The 19,667-nt window shown below is 37.3% G+C and carries 16 protein-coding genes and 1 tRNA gene; 1 reads left to right on the forward strand and 16 read right to left on the reverse strand.

Annotated features, from left to right (window positions below):
- Positions 1-128: 128 nt before the first annotated feature.
- From eno to BR87_RS06065, 9 genes are all read right to left on the reverse strand, one after another.
- A complete protein-coding gene (gene eno, locus BR87_RS06020) occupies positions 129-1,424 on the reverse strand; it encodes a phosphopyruvate hydratase (protein ID WP_035029873.1) in 1,296 nt (431 codons plus the stop codon).
- 455 nt (positions 1,425-1,879) lie between these two features.
- The gene (gene gpmI, locus BR87_RS06025) at positions 1,880-3,409 is read right to left on the reverse strand and encodes a 2,3-bisphosphoglycerate-independent phosphoglycerate mutase (protein ID WP_035029877.1); all 1,530 of its coding nucleotides are present in this window, start codon (positions 3,407-3,409) and stop codon (positions 1,880-1,882) included.
- Positions 3,409-4,164, reverse strand: a complete 756-nt coding sequence (gene tpiA, locus BR87_RS06030; protein ID WP_035029880.1) for a triose-phosphate isomerase — start codon at positions 4,162-4,164, stop codon at positions 3,409-3,411. Before tpiA ends, gpmI begins: the two co-directional genes overlap by 1 nt.
- A gap of 35 nt (positions 4,165-4,199) precedes the next feature.
- Positions 4,200-5,387, reverse strand: coding sequence for a phosphoglycerate kinase (locus tag BR87_RS06035; protein ID WP_035029883.1), 1,188 nt, complete (start codon positions 5,385-5,387; stop codon positions 4,200-4,202).
- A gap of 98 nt (positions 5,388-5,485) precedes the next feature.
- A complete protein-coding gene (gap, locus tag BR87_RS06040) occupies positions 5,486-6,493 on the reverse strand; it encodes a type I glyceraldehyde-3-phosphate dehydrogenase (protein WP_035029886.1) in 1,008 nt (335 codons plus the stop codon).
- Between the two features lie 39 nt (positions 6,494-6,532).
- Entirely contained in the window at positions 6,533-7,570 is a 1,038-nt protein-coding gene (locus tag BR87_RS06045; protein ID WP_035029889.1) for a sugar-binding transcriptional regulator, read from the reverse strand.
- Between the two features lie 358 nt (positions 7,571-7,928).
- Entirely contained in the window at positions 7,929-8,459 is a 531-nt protein-coding gene (locus tag BR87_RS06050) for a DsbA family protein (RefSeq protein WP_035029892.1), read from the reverse strand.
- A 488-nt stretch (positions 8,460-8,947) separates the two neighbouring features.
- Positions 8,948-9,544 carry an ATP-dependent Clp endopeptidase proteolytic subunit ClpP gene (clpP, locus tag BR87_RS06060; RefSeq protein ID WP_035029897.1) on the reverse strand — a complete coding sequence of 199 codons (597 nt, stop codon included), beginning with the start codon at positions 9,542-9,544 and terminating at the stop codon, positions 8,948-8,950.
- Between the two features lie 446 nt (positions 9,545-9,990).
- Positions 9,991-10,062, reverse strand: a tRNA-Arg gene (locus BR87_RS06065).
- A gap of 136 nt (positions 10,063-10,198) precedes the next feature.
- On the opposite strand from BR87_RS06065, the gene rpoN reads away from it, so the two are divergent.
- Positions 10,199-11,566 (forward strand): RNA polymerase factor sigma-54, encoded by a 1,368-nt coding sequence (gene rpoN / locus BR87_RS06070; RefSeq protein WP_035029900.1) that lies wholly within the window; start codon positions 10,199-10,201, stop codon positions 11,564-11,566.
- Positions 11,567-11,609: 43 nt separating this feature from the next.
- On the opposite strand, the gene whiA is transcribed toward rpoN, so the two are convergent.
- The 7 genes from whiA to BR87_RS06105 form a co-directional block, all read right to left on the reverse strand.
- Positions 11,610-12,560, reverse strand: coding sequence for a DNA-binding protein WhiA (gene whiA / locus BR87_RS06075; protein WP_035029902.1), 951 nt, complete (start codon positions 12,558-12,560; stop codon positions 11,610-11,612).
- 38 nt (positions 12,561-12,598) lie between these two features.
- Positions 12,599-13,612 carry a gluconeogenesis factor YvcK family protein gene (locus BR87_RS06080; RefSeq protein WP_035029904.1) on the reverse strand — a complete coding sequence of 338 codons (1,014 nt, stop codon included), beginning with the start codon at positions 13,610-13,612 and terminating at the stop codon, positions 12,599-12,601.
- Complete coding sequence (rapZ, locus tag BR87_RS06085; RefSeq protein WP_035029905.1) at positions 13,609-14,499, reverse strand: RNase adapter RapZ; 891 nt, start codon at positions 14,497-14,499, stop codon at positions 13,609-13,611. The genes BR87_RS06080 and rapZ overlap by 4 nt, the downstream gene beginning before the upstream one ends.
- A 163-nt stretch (positions 14,500-14,662) precedes the next feature.
- Positions 14,663-16,390: a phospho-sugar mutase gene (locus BR87_RS06090; protein WP_035029908.1), complete on the reverse strand. Its 1,728-nt coding sequence runs from the start codon at positions 16,388-16,390 to the stop codon at positions 14,663-14,665.
- A gap of 150 nt (positions 16,391-16,540) precedes the next feature.
- The gene (gene trxB, locus BR87_RS06095) at positions 16,541-17,506 is read right to left on the reverse strand and encodes a thioredoxin-disulfide reductase (RefSeq protein WP_035029911.1); all 966 of its coding nucleotides are present in this window, start codon (positions 17,504-17,506) and stop codon (positions 16,541-16,543) included.
- A gap of 94 nt (positions 17,507-17,600) precedes the next feature.
- Positions 17,601-18,032 carry a tetratricopeptide repeat protein gene (locus tag BR87_RS06100; RefSeq protein ID WP_035029914.1) on the reverse strand — a complete coding sequence of 144 codons (432 nt, stop codon included), beginning with the start codon at positions 18,030-18,032 and terminating at the stop codon, positions 17,601-17,603.
- 275 nt (positions 18,033-18,307) lie between these two features.
- On the reverse strand, positions 18,308-19,582 hold the full coding sequence (locus BR87_RS06105; protein ID WP_035029917.1) for a transposase: 1,275 nt from the start codon (positions 19,580-19,582) through the stop codon (positions 18,308-18,310).
- Between the last annotated feature and the right edge of the window lie 85 nt (positions 19,583-19,667).

A 19,667-nucleotide genomic window follows, 5' to 3' on the forward strand; every position in this document is an offset into this window, starting at 1 on the left:
CATTTTTACATTGATACACTACTATTTTTTGAATATAGTGTATCTTTTTTAAACAAAAAAGCCTTTGCTACTCGTAATGGGTCCGAGCAGCAAAGGTCTTTTTTATTTTACTGTATCAAAAGGTTACTTTATTTTTTTAAGTTGTAGAAAGATTTTAGGCCATCGTAAACAGCTAGGTCGCCTAATTGGTCTTCAATACGTAACAATTGGTTGTATTTCGCAATACGGTCTGTACGTGAAAGAGAACCTGTTTTGATTTGTCCAGCATTTGTTGCAACAGAGATGTCAGAAATTGTTGAATCTTCTGTTTCACCAGAACGGTGAGAAACTACTGCTGTATAACCAGCTTTTTTAGCCATTTCAATCGCATCAAATGTTTCAGTTAATGTACCAATTTGGTTAACTTTGATAAGGATTGAGTTTGCAACTCCCATATCAATTGCTTTAGATAATTGTTTAGTGTTGGTAACAAATAAGTCATCACCTACTAATTGAACTTTAGAACCTAAAACTTCAGTTAATTTCTTCGTACCTTCCCAGTCGTTTTCATCTAAGCCATCTTCGATAGAGATAATTGGGTATTTTTCAACCAATTCTTCATAGAATTTGATCATTTCTTCAGCAGTTTTTTCGCCTTCGCCTGAGTCAGCTAAGTCGTAAACGCCTTTTTCTTTATTGTAGAATTCTGAAGAAGCAGCATCCATTGCAAGAAGAACGTCTTCACCAGGTTTGTAACCAGCTTTTTCGATTGCTTCGATAATAACTTCAAAACCTTCTTCGTTTGATCCTAGGTTAGGAGCGAATCCACCTTCGTCACCAACTGAAGTAGCTAATCCTTTAGATTTTAAGATTCCTGCTAATGCATGGAATACTTCAGCACCCATACGTAGAGCTTCTTTAAATGATGGAGCTCCTACTGGCATAATCATAAATTCTTGGAAGTCGATACTGTTATCAGCATGCGAACCGCCATTGATAATGTTCATCATTGGAGTTGGCAATACTTTAGCATTGAACCCGCCTAAATATTGGTATAAAGGAAGATCTAAATAGTCAGCAGCTGCACGTGCAACAGCAATAGAAACACCTAAAATAGCATTTGCTCCTAATTTTCCTTTGTTAGGAGTTCCGTCTAATTCAATCATTGTTCTATCGATTGCCATTTGGTCACGTACATCGAAACCAAGAATAGCTTCTGAGATAATGTTGTTTACGTTATCTACAGCTTTCAAAACACCTTTTCCGCCGTAACGAGATTTGTCGCCATCACGTAGTTCAACTGCTTCGTGTTCTCCTGTTGAAGCACCTGAAGGAACCATACCGCGTCCAAATGCGCCGCTTTCTGTGTAAACTTCTACTTCGATTGTTGGGTTGCCGCGTGAGTCTAATACTTCACGTGCTAAAATATCTGTAATAAATGGCATTTTTATTTCTCTCCTTTGAGTTTCAATAATTTTTACCTAGGATATATTATCCATGGTTTCATTTTAGTTAAATTCCGCTTAAGATGCAATGTATTTCCACTATTTCACATTTGTTCCCCATCTTCATATAAGTTCTTTCATTCAACTCCATTAAAGATAATAGATGAGTAAGCTGCAGCTTATTCCCATTCTTTTTCAATGAAGCCTACCGTGAATGATCAAAATTATACACACTTATCTGCGCAAATAAGTTAGACGAAAATGAAAGAATTGAGGTTAAATAGATAGAATCCATTACCATTATTCAAGCTTGTTCAGTGTTTTTCGTAACCTTATAGTTAAGCTGCGAACGCTAGACATTCGGAAAAAAGATGAAATTATCCTCAAGGCTTTTAGCCTTTTGCGGGAATTTTTCTAATTTTCTGTCTGAGCTGGGCGAAAGCACTTCGCTTCCTTTATTTTTGGATAAGGCTTTCTCCAGTCATTTCTGCTGGTTTTTTAATGTTTAACAAGTCCAACATCGTTGGTGCAATATCTGCCAAACGTCCATCTTCACGTAACGTAACACCTTTTTTCGTTACGATTACTGGAACCGGAACAGTTGTATGAGCAGTATGCGGTTTTCCTTCTGGAGTGATCATTGTATCTGCATTACCGTGGTCAGCAAAGATGATAGCATAGCCATCTTTGGCAATAATCGCATCTACTACACGTCCTAAGTTTTCGTCTACTGCTTCGATTGCTTTGATCGTTGGTTCTAACATACCTGAGTGGCCAACCATGTCAGGGTTAGCAAAGTTTAAAATGATCGCATCGGATTTGTCTGCTTCAATATCAGCTACTAATGCATCCGTTACTTCATAAGCACTCATTTCAGGTTTTAAATCATATGTTTCTACTTTTGGAGAAGGAATCAAAATACGATTTTCTCCTGGAAACTCTTCATTACGTCCACCGTTCATAAAGAAAGTGACATGCGGATACTTTTCAGTTTCTGCAATTCGTAATTGTGATAAACCTTCATTAGAAAGAACTTCTCCAATGACATTTTTTAATGCGATTGGTTCAAAAGCAACTTCTGCTTTAATGCTTGGGTTGTAAAGTGTCATTGTCACAAATTTAACATTTTCAGCTCTTACACCGCGATCGAAGTGTTCCCACTCGTCGTCTGTAAAGGCATTCGATAATTGAATAGCACGGTCAGGGCGGAAGTTAAAGAAGATAATAGAATCATTGTCTTCAATTGTTGCTACCGGTTTGCCGTCTTTTTCAATTACTGTCGGAATCACGAATTCGTCAAATTTTTCTGAAGCGTAGCTGGTTTCAACAGCTTCCATGGCACTATGTGCTTTAACACCTTCGCCATGAGCGATTGCATTGTACGCTTTTTCAACACGTTCCCAACGTTTGTCGCGATCCATTGCATAAAAACGTCCAGAAACTGTCGCAATTTCACCTGCTCCAATTTCTTTCATGGCTTTTTCTAATTGTTCAACATAACCAATACCTGAATTAGGTGCTACATCGCGTCCATCAAGAAAAGCATGAACGTACACCTTGCCTACACCTTTTTCTTTGGCTGTTTTAATCAAAGAAATCAAGTGTTTGATATGGCTGTGAACTCCACCGTCTGATAGAAGTCCGAACAAATGCAAAGCTGATTGTTTTTCAACCGCTTGATTCATTGCACTGCTTAAAACAGGGTTTGTTTGAAATTCGCCTTCTTCAATTGCTTTATCGATTCGGGTCAAACTTTGATAAACAATACGTCCAGCACCAATATTGGTATGTCCAACCTCAGAATTTCCCATTTGGCCTGCTGGAAGTCCAACATCCAAGCCGGAAGCTTTCAATTGACTGTGAGGATATGTTGCCATATAACGATCGAAATTAGGTTTTTTTGCTTGTGCTACCGCATTGCCCATTACTTCGTTACGCCATCCAAGTCCATCAAGAATAATGATGGCTACTGGTGATTTACTCATTATTTAATAGCCCCCAATAATGCTAAGAAAGATTCTGTTTCTAAACTTGCACCGCCGACTAAAGCTCCATCAATATCTGATTCAGCCATATATTCTGCAATGTTTTCTGGTTTTACACTGCCGCCGTATTGGATACGAACTGCGTCAGCAGCTTTTTGAGATACTTCTTTAGCGATCGTTTCGCGGATCACTGCACATGTATCATTTGCATCTTTAGAAGTAGAAGATTTACCTGTGCCAATTGCCCAGATAGGTTCATAAGCAAGAACAGATTGAGCTACTTGTTCTTCAGATAAGCCTTCGATTGCAGCTTTGATTTGTCCACTTACCCATTCATTTGTTTGCCCAGCTTCGCGTTGTTCTAACGTTTCACCACAACAAATGATTGGAGTCATCCCATTGTTGAAAATAGCATGAGCTTTTTTATTGATATCTTCATCTGTTTCATGGAAATATTCACGGCGTTCAGAATGACCGATAATCACATAATCTACTCCGATATCGTTTAAAGCTGCTGGACTCGTTTCGCCAGTGAAAGCTCCAGAATTTTCAAAGTAGCTGTTTTGTGCTGCGATTTTTAAATCTGTGCCTTTTGCTGCATTCACTAATTCTTGTAAGAATAAAGTTGGTGCTCCTACAACTGAATCCACCACATCTGGTGAAGGGATATTTGCTTTGACAGCTTCAACAAAAGCTAATGCTTCTGAAGCTGTTTTATTCATTTTCCAGTTACCTGCAATAATTGGTTTACGCATAAAGAATAACTTCCTTTCATTGACTCAAAATAAACTTATTTTTCAGAAATTGACGCTACTCCTGGTAATTCTTTGCCTTCTAGGTATTCTAGAGAAGCGCCGCCACCAGTTGAAATGTGTGTGAATTGATCTGCGAATCCTAATTCCATAGCTGCTGCTGCAGAATCTCCACCGCCGATAATAGTTGTTGCATCTGTTAAACCAGCAATGGCTTCACAAACACCAATCGTACCTTTAGCATAGTTTGACATTTCAAATACGCCCATTGGACCATTCCATACAACTGTTTTAGCACCTTTTAATTCGTTGGCGAATAATTCAATTGTTTTCGGTCCAATATCAAGCCCCATTTGATCGCTTGGTACAGCACCTTCATGGATTTCATTTGGGACGTCATTGCTAAATTCAGGAGCTGTTACTGAATCGACTGGCAAAATCAATTTGTCGCCGCCTTTTTCAATCAAGCTCTTAGCTAATTCGATTTTATCTTCTTCAACTAATGATTTCCCAATGTCGATTCCTTTAGCTGCATAGAAGGTATAAGTCATTCCGCCGCCGATCAAAACTTTATCTGCTTTATCCAATAAATTTTCGATGACGCCGATTTTATCGCTAACTTTTGCTCCGCCTAAAATAGCTATAAATGGACGTTTTGGTTCATCAACTGCTCCGCCGATGAATTTGATTTCTTTCTCCATCAAGAAACCGGCAGCAGATTCAATATTTGAAGCGATACCTACGTTTGAAGCGTGAGCACGGTGAGCCGTACCAAAAGCATCGTTTACAAATACATCGCCTAAACTAGCCCAGTATTTGCCAAGCTCAGGGTCGTTTTTGCTTTCTTTTTTACCATCAATATCTTCAAAACGCGTATTTTCGAAAAGCAATACATCCCCATCTTTTAAAGCAGCGATAGCATCTTCTAATTCTTTTCCTCGCGTTTCAGGAACGAAAGTAACATCTTTGCCAAGCAATTCGCTTAGACGTTCAGCAACCGGACGCAAACTTTTGTCCGCTTTGTCCTCTTCTGTTTTCACTTTACCCAAGTGAGAGAAAAGAATCACTTTTCCGCCTTGTTCCATAATATATTGAATAGTCGGTAATGCAGCTTGGATACGGTTGTCGTTTGTAATTTTTCCGTCTTTCATTGGAACGTTAAAGTCGGCACGGACTAAAACTTTTTTATCTTTCAACTCTAAATCAGTTACTACTTTTTTTACCATTGAGAGATCCTCCTCAATTTCAATTTTCTAATCAAAAAAGAAAAGCAGGGAAGCGCGCTGCTCCCCCGCTTATCAAAACGTTCTACTGTTCTTTAAAATTAGTGGCTTAATTTAGCAAAGTATTCTAAAGTACGTACTAATTGTGCAGTGTATGACATTTCGTTGTCGTACCAAGCAACAGTTTTAACTAATTGTTTGTCTCCAACAGTCATTACTTTAGTTTGAGTTGCGTCATATAATGAACCAAAAGTCATTCCTAAGATATCAGAAGAAACGATTGCATCTTCAGTGTAACCATAAGATTCGTTTGAAGCTGCTTTCATAGCTGCGTCAACTTCTTCAACAGTTACTTTTTTGTCTAAAACAGTCACTAATTCAGTTAATGAACCAGCTGGTACAGGAACACGTTGTGCTGCTCCGTCTAATTTACCTTTTAATTCAGGAATAACTTCACCGATTGCTTTAGCAGCACCAGTTGTGTTAGGAACGATGTTAGCTGCTGCAGCACGAGCACGACGGAAGTCGCCTTTTGGATGTGGAGCATCTAATGTGTTTTGGTCACCTGTGTAAGCATGAATAGTTGTCATCAATCCTTGAACGATACCATATTTGTCGTTTAAGACTTGTGCCATAGGAGCTAAACAGTTAGTTGTACATGAAGCGCCAGAAATAACTGTTTCAGATCCGTCAAGAGTTTCATGGTTTACGTTGTAAACGATTGTTTTCATGTCACCAGTTGCTGGTGCAGAGATAACAACTTTTTTAGCTCCAGCTTTCAAGTGCAATTCAGCTTTTTCTTGAGTTGTGAAGAAACCAGTACATTCTAAAACGATTTCTACGCCTAATTCTCCCCATGGAAGTTCTTCAGGGTTACGGTTGCTTAAGATTTTTACGTCTTTTCCGTTAACTGCAAAAGCACCATCTTTAACTTCTACTTCACCGTTGAAACGACCTTGAGTTGTATCGTATTTCAATAAATGAGCTAACATATTTGCATCTGTCAAGTCATTGATTGCTACTACTTCAATACCTTCTACTTCTTGAATACGGCGGAAAGCAAGACGTCCAATACGTCCAAACCCATTAATACCTACTTTAACTGTCATAACTAAATTTCCTCCTTTAGGAATCGTAAAAATTTTATTTTAAAGGGTTATCCCTCTTAAAATCTGATTAGCGGCACCTTCATCTGTAATCAACCACGTCTGAGCGGGTGCTCTTTTCATATAAGCTTCAATTGCCTCAGCTTTAGATTTCCCACCGGCAATCGCGATCACGCTAGAAATCTGCGCAAGATCTTGTGATTGCATACCAATACGAGGGATTTTATAAACGACTTCTCCCTTTTGGTTGTAGAATTCTCCAAAAGCCTCTCCAACTGCTGCTTTTTCTTTAATCAGAGCTAGAGCTTCTTGGCTCATCCCTCTGCGCTCTGCCATGTGTAAGGCATTTCCAATGCTGTACAATACACAATTAGCTTGTTTAACCAGTTTCAGCGTTTTTTTGATTTCTGGTTCTTGTAGAAGTGGTTTATATGTTTCTTCACTTACTTGTTCCGGTACATAAAGAACACGGTTTTTCCCGCCCGTTTTTTTAGCCATTTGAGCACTGACAGCATTAGCCTGGATGTCAACTGCTTCACCTAGCCCACCTCTTGCTGGTACGAATACAAGCTCGCGATGATAAGAAAGACTTTCATCCATATGATTGGCAACTTCAGCCATTGTTGTTCCACCCATAACTGCCACAATATTATTTCCTTCAGGCAGTAAGAGTTTTAAGGCATCCATCGTCGCTCGGCTTAGTTCTTCTTGGACTTTAGCCTGTTCTTCTGAATCCCCAGAGACAATCACACAATGTTCTATTTGAAAATAGGTAGCTAATTGATTCTCTTTTGCGCGCATCCCAAGTAGTTGTCCCATCATTTGATCCAGTTCATGATATACAATTTCTCCGTTAGCGGTTAGCTGCATACCCAACTTGGATGTTTGGACTAAGTTTTGCTTTTTTAAAGCATCAACTTCAGTTCTCAGTACGCGCTCAGTGATATTCATTTTACCAGCTAATACACGCCGACCTACAGGGCCCACTAAATAAATATTGCGTAAAATCTGGTAACGTCCTCTGAGTGTATCCATAATGTCCGGTGCTACTTTTTCAATAATAGACAATACATCTTGCATGAGAAACCTCTTCCTGACCGGGTCATTTTACGACCAGGTGAGTCGTTTAGCGACCCTTCTTACCTAAAAAAACAAGAGAATCACGTGAGACAAGACATTCAGTTAACTGTATGCTTTAAACTTGTTCTCTCTAGCAGCACAAAATAACTGACTGCGTTCATCTCTTACATTGTTTATTTTACCATTTCGCCTAACAACTTTCAACTATAAAGGTTCAATATGAAATCAATAAATTTTCTACAGCTATTTGTATTCTTTATTGTTTTTTCCTTGCTTATTCTATCAAAAAAACCGCTAAGAACGAAAGATAGATTTTTTAACTGCTTGTTTGTTCAGTTTTTATTTCTTCTTATTGCTCTTACTTTAATTCTGCTTCAATCAAATCTTTTAATTCCTTCGTCGTAATGTGTTCGTCAAAAATTTCATCGCCAATAAAAATGGTAGGTACAAATACCACATTAGCACGGCCAGCTTCTTCTATGATGCCATTGATTTCTTTTTCGTTTGGATTTAAAGATAGACCTCGTTTTTCTTCAACGTAAGCTTCGACGTCAGCTGCTCCTCCTAAATCGCCCCACTCATCTTGCTTTTCAAAAAAGTAATCCATTTCTTCTAAAGCTTTTTCAGGATGCGTATAATCTAAATAATGATGAACTACATTTCCTTTTGCTAGACTTGGTTTTTCTTTATCAAAGTGCTTAATGATTCGTTGAACTTTGCCTGCTGCAACATATTCTGCTAACAACTCTTTCGATTCCTCATACCATTGTTTGCAGTAAGGACAGCGCAAGTTTATAAACTCTATTATTTTTACAGGTGCTTCTGGATTGCCGATTTTAAATCCATAAGTTGTATCAACTTCGTTTGCTTTGATTTTACTAATATCCATACTTAAGAATCTCCTTTATCTTTTAATACTTAATAGTATACAGGCATTTTCTGTTAATTGTTATTTTTTCGATTCCACTTTCTTGAAAATCGATCTTTTATAAGTACTACCATTCTGTTTTAGGGTTCTTTATCGAATTGTGTTGGTCATGCTTAATAATGAAATTTCCTCCGGAATTTACGCGTCTGCTTGCAAGAGCCATGGGAACGACTGGAGCCTTACTTGTCTCCAGCCTTTCAAGCCTCAAACGAAGCCTAACCGCTTCGTAATTCGCATTGAATCCTTTACATGGCTGCAAGGAGCCGCTATTCCTCCGAAAATTTCAAGTTGTGGAATAGACTCATTCTTCTTACCAACACTAAAAATAATAGAATCTATTTTAGCTGTTTCTTATCAAATAGCAAAAAAACGCAGAAAGCTACCAAATGTTTTTTGGTGGGACTTTCTGCGTTTTTTAAATTAACTGTTCCTGGTTAGGCAGTCTCTTCTTATTGTTTTAATTCAGAATTGTTTTCCATGATTTCGTCAATCAAACCGTAAGCTTTCGCATCTTCTGCACTCATGAAGTTATCACGGTCTGTGTCTCGTTCAATTACTTCAATCGGTTGTCCTGTACGTTCTGCTAAAATTTTATTTAGACGTTCACGCGTTTTTAAGATGTGACGTGCAGCAATTTCAATTTCAGTTGCTTGTCCTTGTGCTCCGCCTAACGGTTGATGAATCATAATTTCAGCGTTTGGTAAAGCAAATCGTTTTCCTTTTGTTCCTGCTGTCAATAAGAAACTTCCCATTGAAGCTGCCATTCCCATTGCAATGGTTTGAACATCTGCTTTAATAAAGTTCATTGTATCATAAATAGCTAAACCAGCTGTGACACTTCCGCCTGGTGAATTAACGTAAACAAAAATATCTTTCTCAGAATCTTGAGCATCTAAGAATAACAATTGAGCAATAACAGAGTTGGCTACATTGTCATCAATTTGACCACTCAACATAATAATGCGATCTTTTAATAAACGTGAATAAATATCATAAGCACGTTCGCCTCTTGGCGATTGTTCGATTACTGTAGGTACTAAGTTCATAAATTGTTTTCCTCCTTAAAGTGGTGTTCTTTTTATTGTAACACAAACTTTATATAGTCTTACTAAATTGTATTTTACTCTTTTGGTCAACAAAGGTCAAATAAATTGACTGCTTTTTTTAAATAAAAAGGTTCTTTATTTTTTAGCGTTGGTAATAAAATTTCCTCCGGAATATGGTTGAGATGTATATCTAAATCATTTTTTTGCTGACCAACATCAAATGTTGTAGAACCAATAAAAAAAGCGATTAGAATTCGCCTCTAATCGTTCAATATCCTATTTCACAAAAGTACTTTAGCCATAGAAATAAAAAGAAAAAGTTGAAAGTTTTTTCTTTTAAAGTAAAGTCATCGGGAAACTATGTTCCGGGTATTTAATTATTTTGCGATAATCTTGCGGCGAACTTTCGAAAACTTTATTAAGCCGACGATAAACCACCTTGGAGATGTCTCCTGAGGGAATCGAACCCCCATCTCAAGAACCGGAATCTTACGTGATATCCATTACACTAAGGAGACTGTACAAATTCATCAACTACTATAGTTTAGCCGATAACGAATAAAAAAACAAGACTTTTTAGTAGAGCAAAAGATTAACGTGTACCTTTGTGGTATGATAAATACATATAAATAGTTTATATAAGGAGATCGTCACATGAAATTCGAACAAAATTTCACACCCCAACAAAATCAAGTTCAAAAGATGGCTATGACACAACAACTCCAACAATCTATTCAAATGCTACAGTACAATCAAGAAGATTTAGTATCTTTTTTAAATCAAAAAGCTTTGGGAAACCCTTTAATTGAAGTCACTGTGCCGTCAGAACAGTCAACGGTAAAGTCTTTATCTTCTCCTGTCGCCAAAACAAGGATTTATAATCGAGATGATGAGGAAACAAATTATATGAATCAAATTCCTGATACTTATTTATCTTTATTTGAATATGTATCTGAACAAATTCATTTGACCATGCGCGATACTTATTTACGAGAGCTAGTCTTATGGCTTAGTGAGTATCTTGACACTAATGGCTATTTAACCGTTTCATTAGAAGATGCTGCACGCATAACCCATGCAGAACCTATCCAGCTTTTAGATGCTCTGACTCTGCTCCAACAATTAGAACCAGCAGGTGTAGGGGCCAGAAACCTGCAAGAATGTCTGATGCTTCAAACAGAACGAGATGAAACTGCACCAAATATGGCTTATCTCATTCTAGAAGAAGAATTTGATTTGTTTGCTAATCGAAAATGGAAAGAAATCACTCGGAAGATAGATATCTCATTAAATGAATTACAACTTATTTCAGATTTTGTCCAAAACCTAACTCCTTATCCCGGTGCTCTGTTTAATGGAGAAATCGAACAGTTTCTCAAACCTGATTTGTTTATTGAAATACAGTCTGAAAAACTGAATGTTATTTCTGTTAAATCAGGGTTGCCCGTTATTTCGTTCCAAAAAGACTACTATGAAGATATGCTCCAAGTAAAAGATAAAGATGTTACAACATTTATAAAAGAAAAGCGTGCTGAGTACGAGTGGCTCAAACGCAGTCTTATCCAACGCGGAGACACCATTTTAAGAGTAGGAACGGCAATTGTAGAAAAGCAAAGAGATTTTTTCATTCTGCCGGAACACCCTGTACAGCCGTTGACTTTAAAAGAAATCGCCACGGAACTGGACATTCACGAATCAACAGTCAGCCGATCAGTCAATGGAAAATATTTAGAAACTTCTTTCGGCATTTTTGAATTAAAGCATTTCTTTACGAATGCCTTATCTTTTAAAAAAGGAGAATCTTCGCTGGCGGAAGCGTCAACGAGTGTTTCTTCCGAACAAGTTAAACAACAACTCGCTCAATTAATAGAAGCAGAAGATAAACAAAAACCTTTATCTGACCAAAAAATTGTTGATATTCTTACAACAGACGGTCTTGAAATTTCTCGCAGGACAGTAGCCAAGTACCGTGAAGCACTTTCGATTCCCGCCTCTTCAAAACGGAAACGTTTTGAAGCTTAATAAAACATACCAGATAAAACTTTTTCAGTTTTATCTGGTATGTTTATTTTTGTTGAACAGCAGTATTTTTATTGCGTAACTTTTCAGCAATCTCATTCAGCTTTCGTAAACGATGGTTAATGCCAGATTTACTGATAGGACCACTCGGAATCATTTCACCTAATTCTTTTAATGAGACTTCAGGTGCTTCCAGACGAACCAAAGCAATTTCTTGCAATTTTTCCGGCAATTTATCTAATCCCATCATCTCATCAATATACTGAATGCTTTCGATCTGCTTGCCTGCTGCATCGATGGTTTTATTTAAGTTTGCATTTTCGCAATTTACCAAACGATTAACAGAGTTTCGCATATCTCGAACAATTCGTACATCTTCAAATTTCAACATCCCACTTGTAGCACCTATCAAGGCTAAAAAGTCAGCAATCTTTTCACCTTCTTTTAAATAGGTAATATAGCCGTTGCGCCTTTCCAATGTACGAGCATTTATCCCAAAATAGTTCATCATTTGGCAGACATCATGATTGTGCTCAGCATAATTAGAATAAATTTCTAAATGATACCGACTAGTCTCAGGATTATTAACAGATCCACCAGCTAGAAATGCACCTCTTAAATAAGAACGCATTTTTTGAGAATTTGTCATGATTTCTTCTGGGACATGACTATGGATCGTCGCTTCATCCATAATAGAAAGATCAGATAATACTTTTTGAGTACCTTTTTTTAACCGTACAATATAAACATTATTTTTCTTTAATTTCATTTTTCGTCTTACTAACAATTCACTTTCAACAGCAAAATGGTCTTTCAACAAGACATAAATTCTTCTGGCTATCGCAGCATTTTCTGTTTGAATATTCAAAACAAATTTTTTGTTCACTAAACTGACCGTTCCATTCATCCGAATCAATGCTGCTAATTCCGCTCGTGCATGTTCTCGGTGTACTTCTAGTTGGGTCAATTCTTTTTTTACTTCTGAAGCATAAGACAACTCGTTCGCCTTCTTTCTAATCAGTTCAATAGAAGTTATTAAATTTTGGCCAAACGAGTACGATTGTTTTCATAGGCAAAATTAAACAGTTCTTCTACTACTTTATCCCCATTATGAAAAACCCCTTCGTCTCTTAGCTGAAGAAATCCATTTGAGATAACTCGCGGCACTTCTTCAGACAGCCCTTTAAAATCATGTGCTACTTGAACTAAGTATTCTTCGTATCTTTCGCGGTTCATATAATCTTCTGGAACATGCTCGGTATTAACGAGTACGGTATCAATAAATTTCTTCTCTAGGTGCTTGTGCAAAACAGCCACATGATCTGCATCTGTAAAGTTTTCTGTTTCACCCAATTGTGTCATAATGTTGCAAATGTAGACGACTTCAGCTTTTGTTTCAGATACAGCTGCTCCTAAATCGCCAATCATTAAATTAGGCAGAATGCTGGTAAACAAACTGCCAGGTCCTAAGACAACCATATCCGCTTCTCGTATAGCAGAAAGAACTTTGCGAGAAGCTTTTACTTCGTGATTATCTTCAGTAGCCGTAACAAACACACGGTCAATTTTCTTACTTTCTTTAGCTATTTTCGATTCTCCCACAACCTGCGTGCCATCTTCAAAAACCGCGTGTAAATTCAATGGCTCTTCTGCAGCAGGGTAAACATGTCCATCAACGCCCATCATTTTTGCCAATAGCTGAATAGCTTCAAAGATACTGCCATGCATTTCAGCCATCGCCGCAATAATTAAATTGCCAATTGAATGACCGGCTAAAAAGTTATCTGCTGTATCAAAACGGTATTGAAAAATATCTTTTTGGAGATGAGGAATATTAGATAGGGAAACCAATACATTTCGAATATCTCCAGGCGGCACTACATTTGCATAGTTGCGCAAAGTCCCGCTGCTTCCCCCATCGTCAGCTACTGTCACTATCGCTGTTACTTCTGCATGTTTAGCTTTCAACCCTTGTAAGATAACAGGAAGTCCGGTTCCTCCACCAATTACCACTATTTTAGGTCTTCTGCCTTTTCTTTCGTTCATCATGAGCGATTAACCGTCTCCTTAGTTTTATCTTTATCCCGATGGGTGATATGGACCGGATATCCATCTGTTTTAATTTTTTGTCCAATACGTTCTGAAAGAGCAACTGACCGATGTTTGCCGCCTGTACAGCCGATAGCGATCGTAACGTTATTTTTACCTTCTTTTTTATAACCAGGTAAAATCGTGTCTAATAAATCGGTAAATTTACGGTAGAATACTTCTGTTTCCGGTTGTTTCATCACGTAATCATAAACAGAATCGTCCATCCCTGTTAAAGGACGTAGGTCATCAACATAGTGCGGGTTAGGTAAAAAACGTACATCCATCACCACATCTGCATCTATCGGCAAGCCGTATTTAAAACCAAATGAAATCAGTTCTACACGAAACAGATCTGCTTCTCCCTTTTTAATAAAAGCTGAATGAATTTCTTCTCTTAATTGACGAGGAGATAGATCAGTCGTATTGATTACTTTTTGTGCCCGACCTTTAATATCTTTTAACAATTCGCGTTCTCTTTTTATTCCTTCTAAGACGCGATCATTCATAGCTAATGGATGAGTCCGTCTCGTTTCTTTATAGCGTGAAACTAATTCTTCATCGTTTGCATCTAAAAATAAAATTTTTGTCGTAATCAAATTTGTATTGTCCATACTTTCTAATGCAGTCATAATTTCATCAAAAAAAGCACGTGCTCGTAAATCGATCACCAACGCAATTTTAGTTAATTTTCCTGATTCTCTAACCAATTCCCAAAATTTCGGCAATAAGCTTGGCGGCATATTATCCACACAAAAGTATCCCATGTCTTCAAAGCTTTGCATGGCCACAGTTTTCCCTGCACCACTCATACCTGTAATAATAACCAGCTGTAAATTCTCTACCATTGTTGGTTCTCTCCTTCAAATTTCACGTTCTAAAAATCCACTTTCTCTATTATAACATTCCGGGCGTGTCATGTATAGTGAAGTTCGCTTTAATATCGTTTTTCTTCTATATTAAAAAGTGGTTTAAAAGCCTGCACTTTTAAACCACTTCTACCGTTATTTTTTAGTTTTTTATAATAATATCAATTGTAGCTTCAAAGTCATCAATTTTTCTTTTCACTTCTATTGCTGAATCTGCATAAGAGCCAATATAAAACTTAATTTTTGGTTCTGTTCCAGAAGGACGAATCGCCAGCCAACTGCCGTCTACCATTTTGTATTTCAACACATTAGAAGAAGGCATATCAATTGTTTCTTTCATCCCTTTTTGATAAGTACGCTCTCTTTTTTCAAAATCTTCTACACATTCTACCCCAATGCCCGCAAATTCTCTTGGAGATTCGTTTCGGAATTTAGCCATTAACGCTTTAATCTTTTCAGAACCTTCAATTCCTTCCATCGTAATAGAGATTGTTTTTTCTTTATAGTGTCCAAATTCATGGAAAATATCTTGTAAACCGTCATAAAGAGTTTTGTCTTGTTCTTTATAATAAGCGGCTACTTCAGCAATTAAGACTAAAGCTTGGATAGCATCTTTATCTCGTACAAAAGGTTTAACTAGATACCCATAACTTTCTTCAAAACCAAATAAGAACGTTTGACTCTTATCTTCTTCATATTGCTTGATTTTTTCAGCAATAAATTTAAATCCGGTTAAAACATCTACCATTTTCATGCCAAAATGCTCAGCAATAGCCGTTGGCAATTCACTTGAAACAATTGATTTCAAGACTACCCCGTCCTCAATCAGTGCTCCTGCATCTTTTTGAGCTTTTAATAAGTAATACAGCATTAAGCTGGCAATTTGGTTCCCCGTTAAAACTTCATAATTCCCAACGGTCGTCTTGACGGCAATTCCCAACCGGTCTGCATCTGGGTCTGTAGCAACCAGAATATCGGCATCAATTTCTTTTCCTAAACGAAGAGCATATTCAAAAGCACCAGGCTCTTCTGGATTTGGAGATTTTACTGTTGAGAATTCAGGGTCCGCAACCGCTTGTTCAGGTACGACTGTAATCCCTTCAAATCCTGCATTAGCCAAAGCACGTTCTCCTAGCATTTGTCCAGTACCATGCAAAGGTGTAAAGACGAGTTTCATTTTTTTGCTCATTCGCTTCACTAAATCAGGGTTTACCGTTACTTTTTTAACTTGTTCAAGGTAAAGCTGATCCATCTCTTCTCCTATTATCGTCAGCAGTCCTTTTTCCTTTAGCACTTCTTCTGATACTACATCAATTGTCAGGTTATTTTCGATGCTTCGTACATAAGTTGTTAAAGCATCCGCTTCTTTAGGCGGCATTTGTCCGCCATCTTCTCCGTATACTTTATAACCGTTATAAGCTGCCGGGTTATGGCTGGCAGTGATCATAATGCCTGCATAAGCATTTAATTGACGTACAGCAAATGACAATTCAGGCGTCGGACGCAAACTTTCAAAAACGAAAGATGGTATACCATGAGCCCCTAATGTTTTAGCTGCTTCCATCGCAAATTCAGGAGATTGGTGTCTGGAATCATAGGCAATAGCAACACCGCGTTTTTTAGTGTCTTCTCCCAAACTATCCATAAACAACGCCAGGCCTTCTGTTGCTTGACGAATAGTATATTGGTTCATTCGATTGATCCCTACGCCGATTATTCCGCGCATACCAGCAGTACCAAACTCAAGCGGCGCGTAAAAAGCATCTTCTAACGCTTCTGAATCCCCTTTCATTGATGTTAATTCCGATTTTAATGTTTCTTCTAAAGGTTCAAAATCTTCCCAAACTTTATATGTTTCTTCCCATGTCATTATGATCATCCTTTGCTAGTTAATTATTCTCATTCATTTTCATTCTTTTTCCAAGTATACCATTTTTCTTATTTTCTTTCACGAAATTACAACGAAAAAAGGCTGAAATAAAAGTAATTGGAACCTTTTATTTCAGCCTTTTGATAAATTTTAATTTTTGGCTACTTTTTCTGCTTCAAGAGTTTCATTTAATCTTTCAATATAATGAAACACGTTATCCCCAGCTAAACTGCCATCGCCAACTGCTGTTGCTATTTGGCGTAAGGGTGTCAAGCGGACATCTCCTACAGCAAAAATACCCGGTACTGTTGTTTCCATGCGTTCATCCGTTATAATCCAGCCTTCTTCATCTGTTATGCCCAAATTCTTAAAGCTTTCTGAGTTAGGCAAGATCCCTACATAAATAAATACTCCATCAGCTGAAGTTTCACGTTCTTCCCCTGTTACAGTATCTTTAATCTTTACACCCGTAACTTTCATATCGTCACCATGAATATTTTCAACAACTGCATTCCAAATAAAATCAACTTTTTCATTTTTAAAAGCTCGGTCTTGCAAGATTTTTTGCGCTCTCAATTCATCACGTCGGTGAATAATTGTAACCTTTTCAGCGAATTGAGTTAAATAGGTTCCTTCTTCAACTGCTGAATCGCCTCCTCCGACGACTATCAAGTCTTTATTACGGAAAAAAGCTCCATCACAAACAGCACAATAAGAAACTCCACGACCATTGTACTCTGATTCGCCAGCGACTGCTAGCTTACGGTGTTCTGCACCAGTAGCAATAACAATGGCCTTTGTTTTATATTCTTTTTTCCCTGATATAATGGTTTTGTATTCATGGCCATCAATAATTTCTTTTACATCGCCATATACATGTTCAGCTCCAAATTGCTTAGCGCCTTTGTACATATTGTCGGAAAGTTCCGGTCCTGTAATGCTATTGAACCCTGGATAATTTTCTACTTCAGCAGTATTCATCATTTGTCCTCCAGGTACACCGCGTTCTAAAATCAGTGTATCTAAGTTAGAACGAGAAGCATAAAGTGCAGCCGTTAATCCACCAGGACCTGCCCCAATAACGATGACATCATAAATTTTTTCTGTTGTTTGCATTATTCAATCTCCTTTACTTCTTTTCTCTCTTTGCCCATTATATACTCAGGTAGGTATTTTAGCTACTTATATGCTTTCAAAAAGTAAGTAGTCATTAAAAATTTTTCATCTCAATTTCAATCACATCTTTTAAATCCTCTGCTTCTTCAAAAAAATCACCATCTGGTTCCAACTCCAGATATAACGACACTAATTCTAAAGCAGTCTCTAATTCGTCAATATAAGCGTAATTATTGGACTGAAAATAATAGGCTTCAGGAAAGATATCTCCATCTTTTTCAATTAAGTCATTTAATATTTCTATTGATTGATTGAATTCTCCTACATGTTGATGACAAATAGCTAATTGACACAGCGCAAAAACTTTTTCTTCTTCACTTTTACTTAATGTCACTGCGCGCAAGAGGTATTTCTTAGCACGTGCCACATCATTTTTCTGAAAAGCTTTAATTCCTCGTTGAAAATAAAAATCGCTATTTGGTATAAATGGAATGATCACAGCTGTTTCATTTTGTCTATTCGACATATGGCTTCCCCCTCTTTTGGCACAACTATTTTTGATAAATAAGTATACCATAGGATACACTGTTTTGATAGGCCGGTTTCAACAGAATAAATTACGTTGTACCATTTTTTGTGAAAATAACTAGCATAGAAATAAGCCGTAGGCTTCATTATTTGTAAAATAGCGAAAAGTAGTCAGTTCATTCCATGGTTTGTGTAAAAAAAGCGTCTGTTTTTTAACTCCGCTTTTATTTTTGCGCACGCCAAATAAACTATCCCTTCTAATTTTTTAAAAAATTAAGCTACCCAAGCAGTTAGATGAGCTAGATGGTTTTTACTGATCTTATCTTTCGCAAAGGCTAACATAATGAGAAAAGTCATTGTCACAAAAAGATTCAGTTTCTTTTTTCCTCGTATCGTATGATTCTCAAATAGGTAATCTCGATCGATTCGTCCATTTACTCGCTCAATAGAGGTTCGCTTTTTGTAGATTCGTTTGAACTTAAAACTATCCCTAGCGACTTTGTTAAATATACGTCTGTCTTCTTCACGTTTTATTCTGAAAAGCCGGTTATCCTGATATTGAGGTTTAAATCCATAACGTAAAGAATCTGTTTTCTTATCATATCCCTTATACGCTAGCTTTATCTCATTTCCTTTTCCATCGACATAGGAAACGGCTCCATTATACGTATAAATCAAATCTGAATCTCGATATTGTTTGGTTAGCGTATCTTTATCCCACTGGTTTTTAATATCAATAATGGGAATTATTTCTTTAGATTCAATGAGACTTAATAATGGAGCTCCATCATATCCTCTGTCAGCTAGAAGATAGTCACACTGTTTTGCTTGTGAGGTAGAAAAATGTTTGATCAGTCTTTTTGCGACCGTCGGTTCGCCTTCAGATGCTTTAGTCACTTCGTAGGCTACAGGCAATTCATAATTTGCATCAACGATTAAATGAAGTCGATAACCAAACCATGTTTTCTTCTTTGTTATCTTCTCGCCATTGGCTGTCGTAGTGGTATATTGTTTTAGTGTGAAATCTGCTTCAGTATCTCTTCTGCCATCATGTTCTACTTTTTTATTTGGTTTTGTAGCATAAGAAGGGATGATTTTTCCATCTAAAGCTAACGTTTGCCCAAATCCATCCAGTGTTTCATATAAAGTAGTGACCAATTCAGTAAACATCTCATCTAATAGGTGTTGATGGAGCAGTAACTTTTTTAAAAATCGAGAAAAAGCAGCTTCTGTGGGAGCTAGTTGAACCCTATACCTTCCTTTTTGTGAGCGCGAAAAATGAGGTTGAAAGCCGCATAGTTCTCTGAGTTGGCTATTCCGCTTCAACTCTCGAATCAAAGAAGCGACAGAGCGATGTTGAAAGACAAAACTAGCTACGAAAGCACGCCACATGGTATGAACTGGATAATCATTTCTGCCCTTTCCACGTTCTTCTTCTAATGCAGTTAACAGGTTTTCATCCGGTAATGCAGTTAATAGATCATTCAACTTTTCTAAATCGCCTAATTCATGGTTTTCAAATAATGATAATTGTGTTATTCTATTCATGGGAAAAGTGACCTCCTTATATGAGTCTGATAACCATATTTTACTACTGTTTCAGTAGTTTGAGGCACTTTTTCTCTTATTTTTT

This window comes from Carnobacterium mobile DSM 4848, from assembly GCF_000744825.1.
Classification (GTDB): Bacteria; Bacillota; Bacilli; order Lactobacillales; family Carnobacteriaceae; genus Carnobacterium_A; species Carnobacterium_A mobile.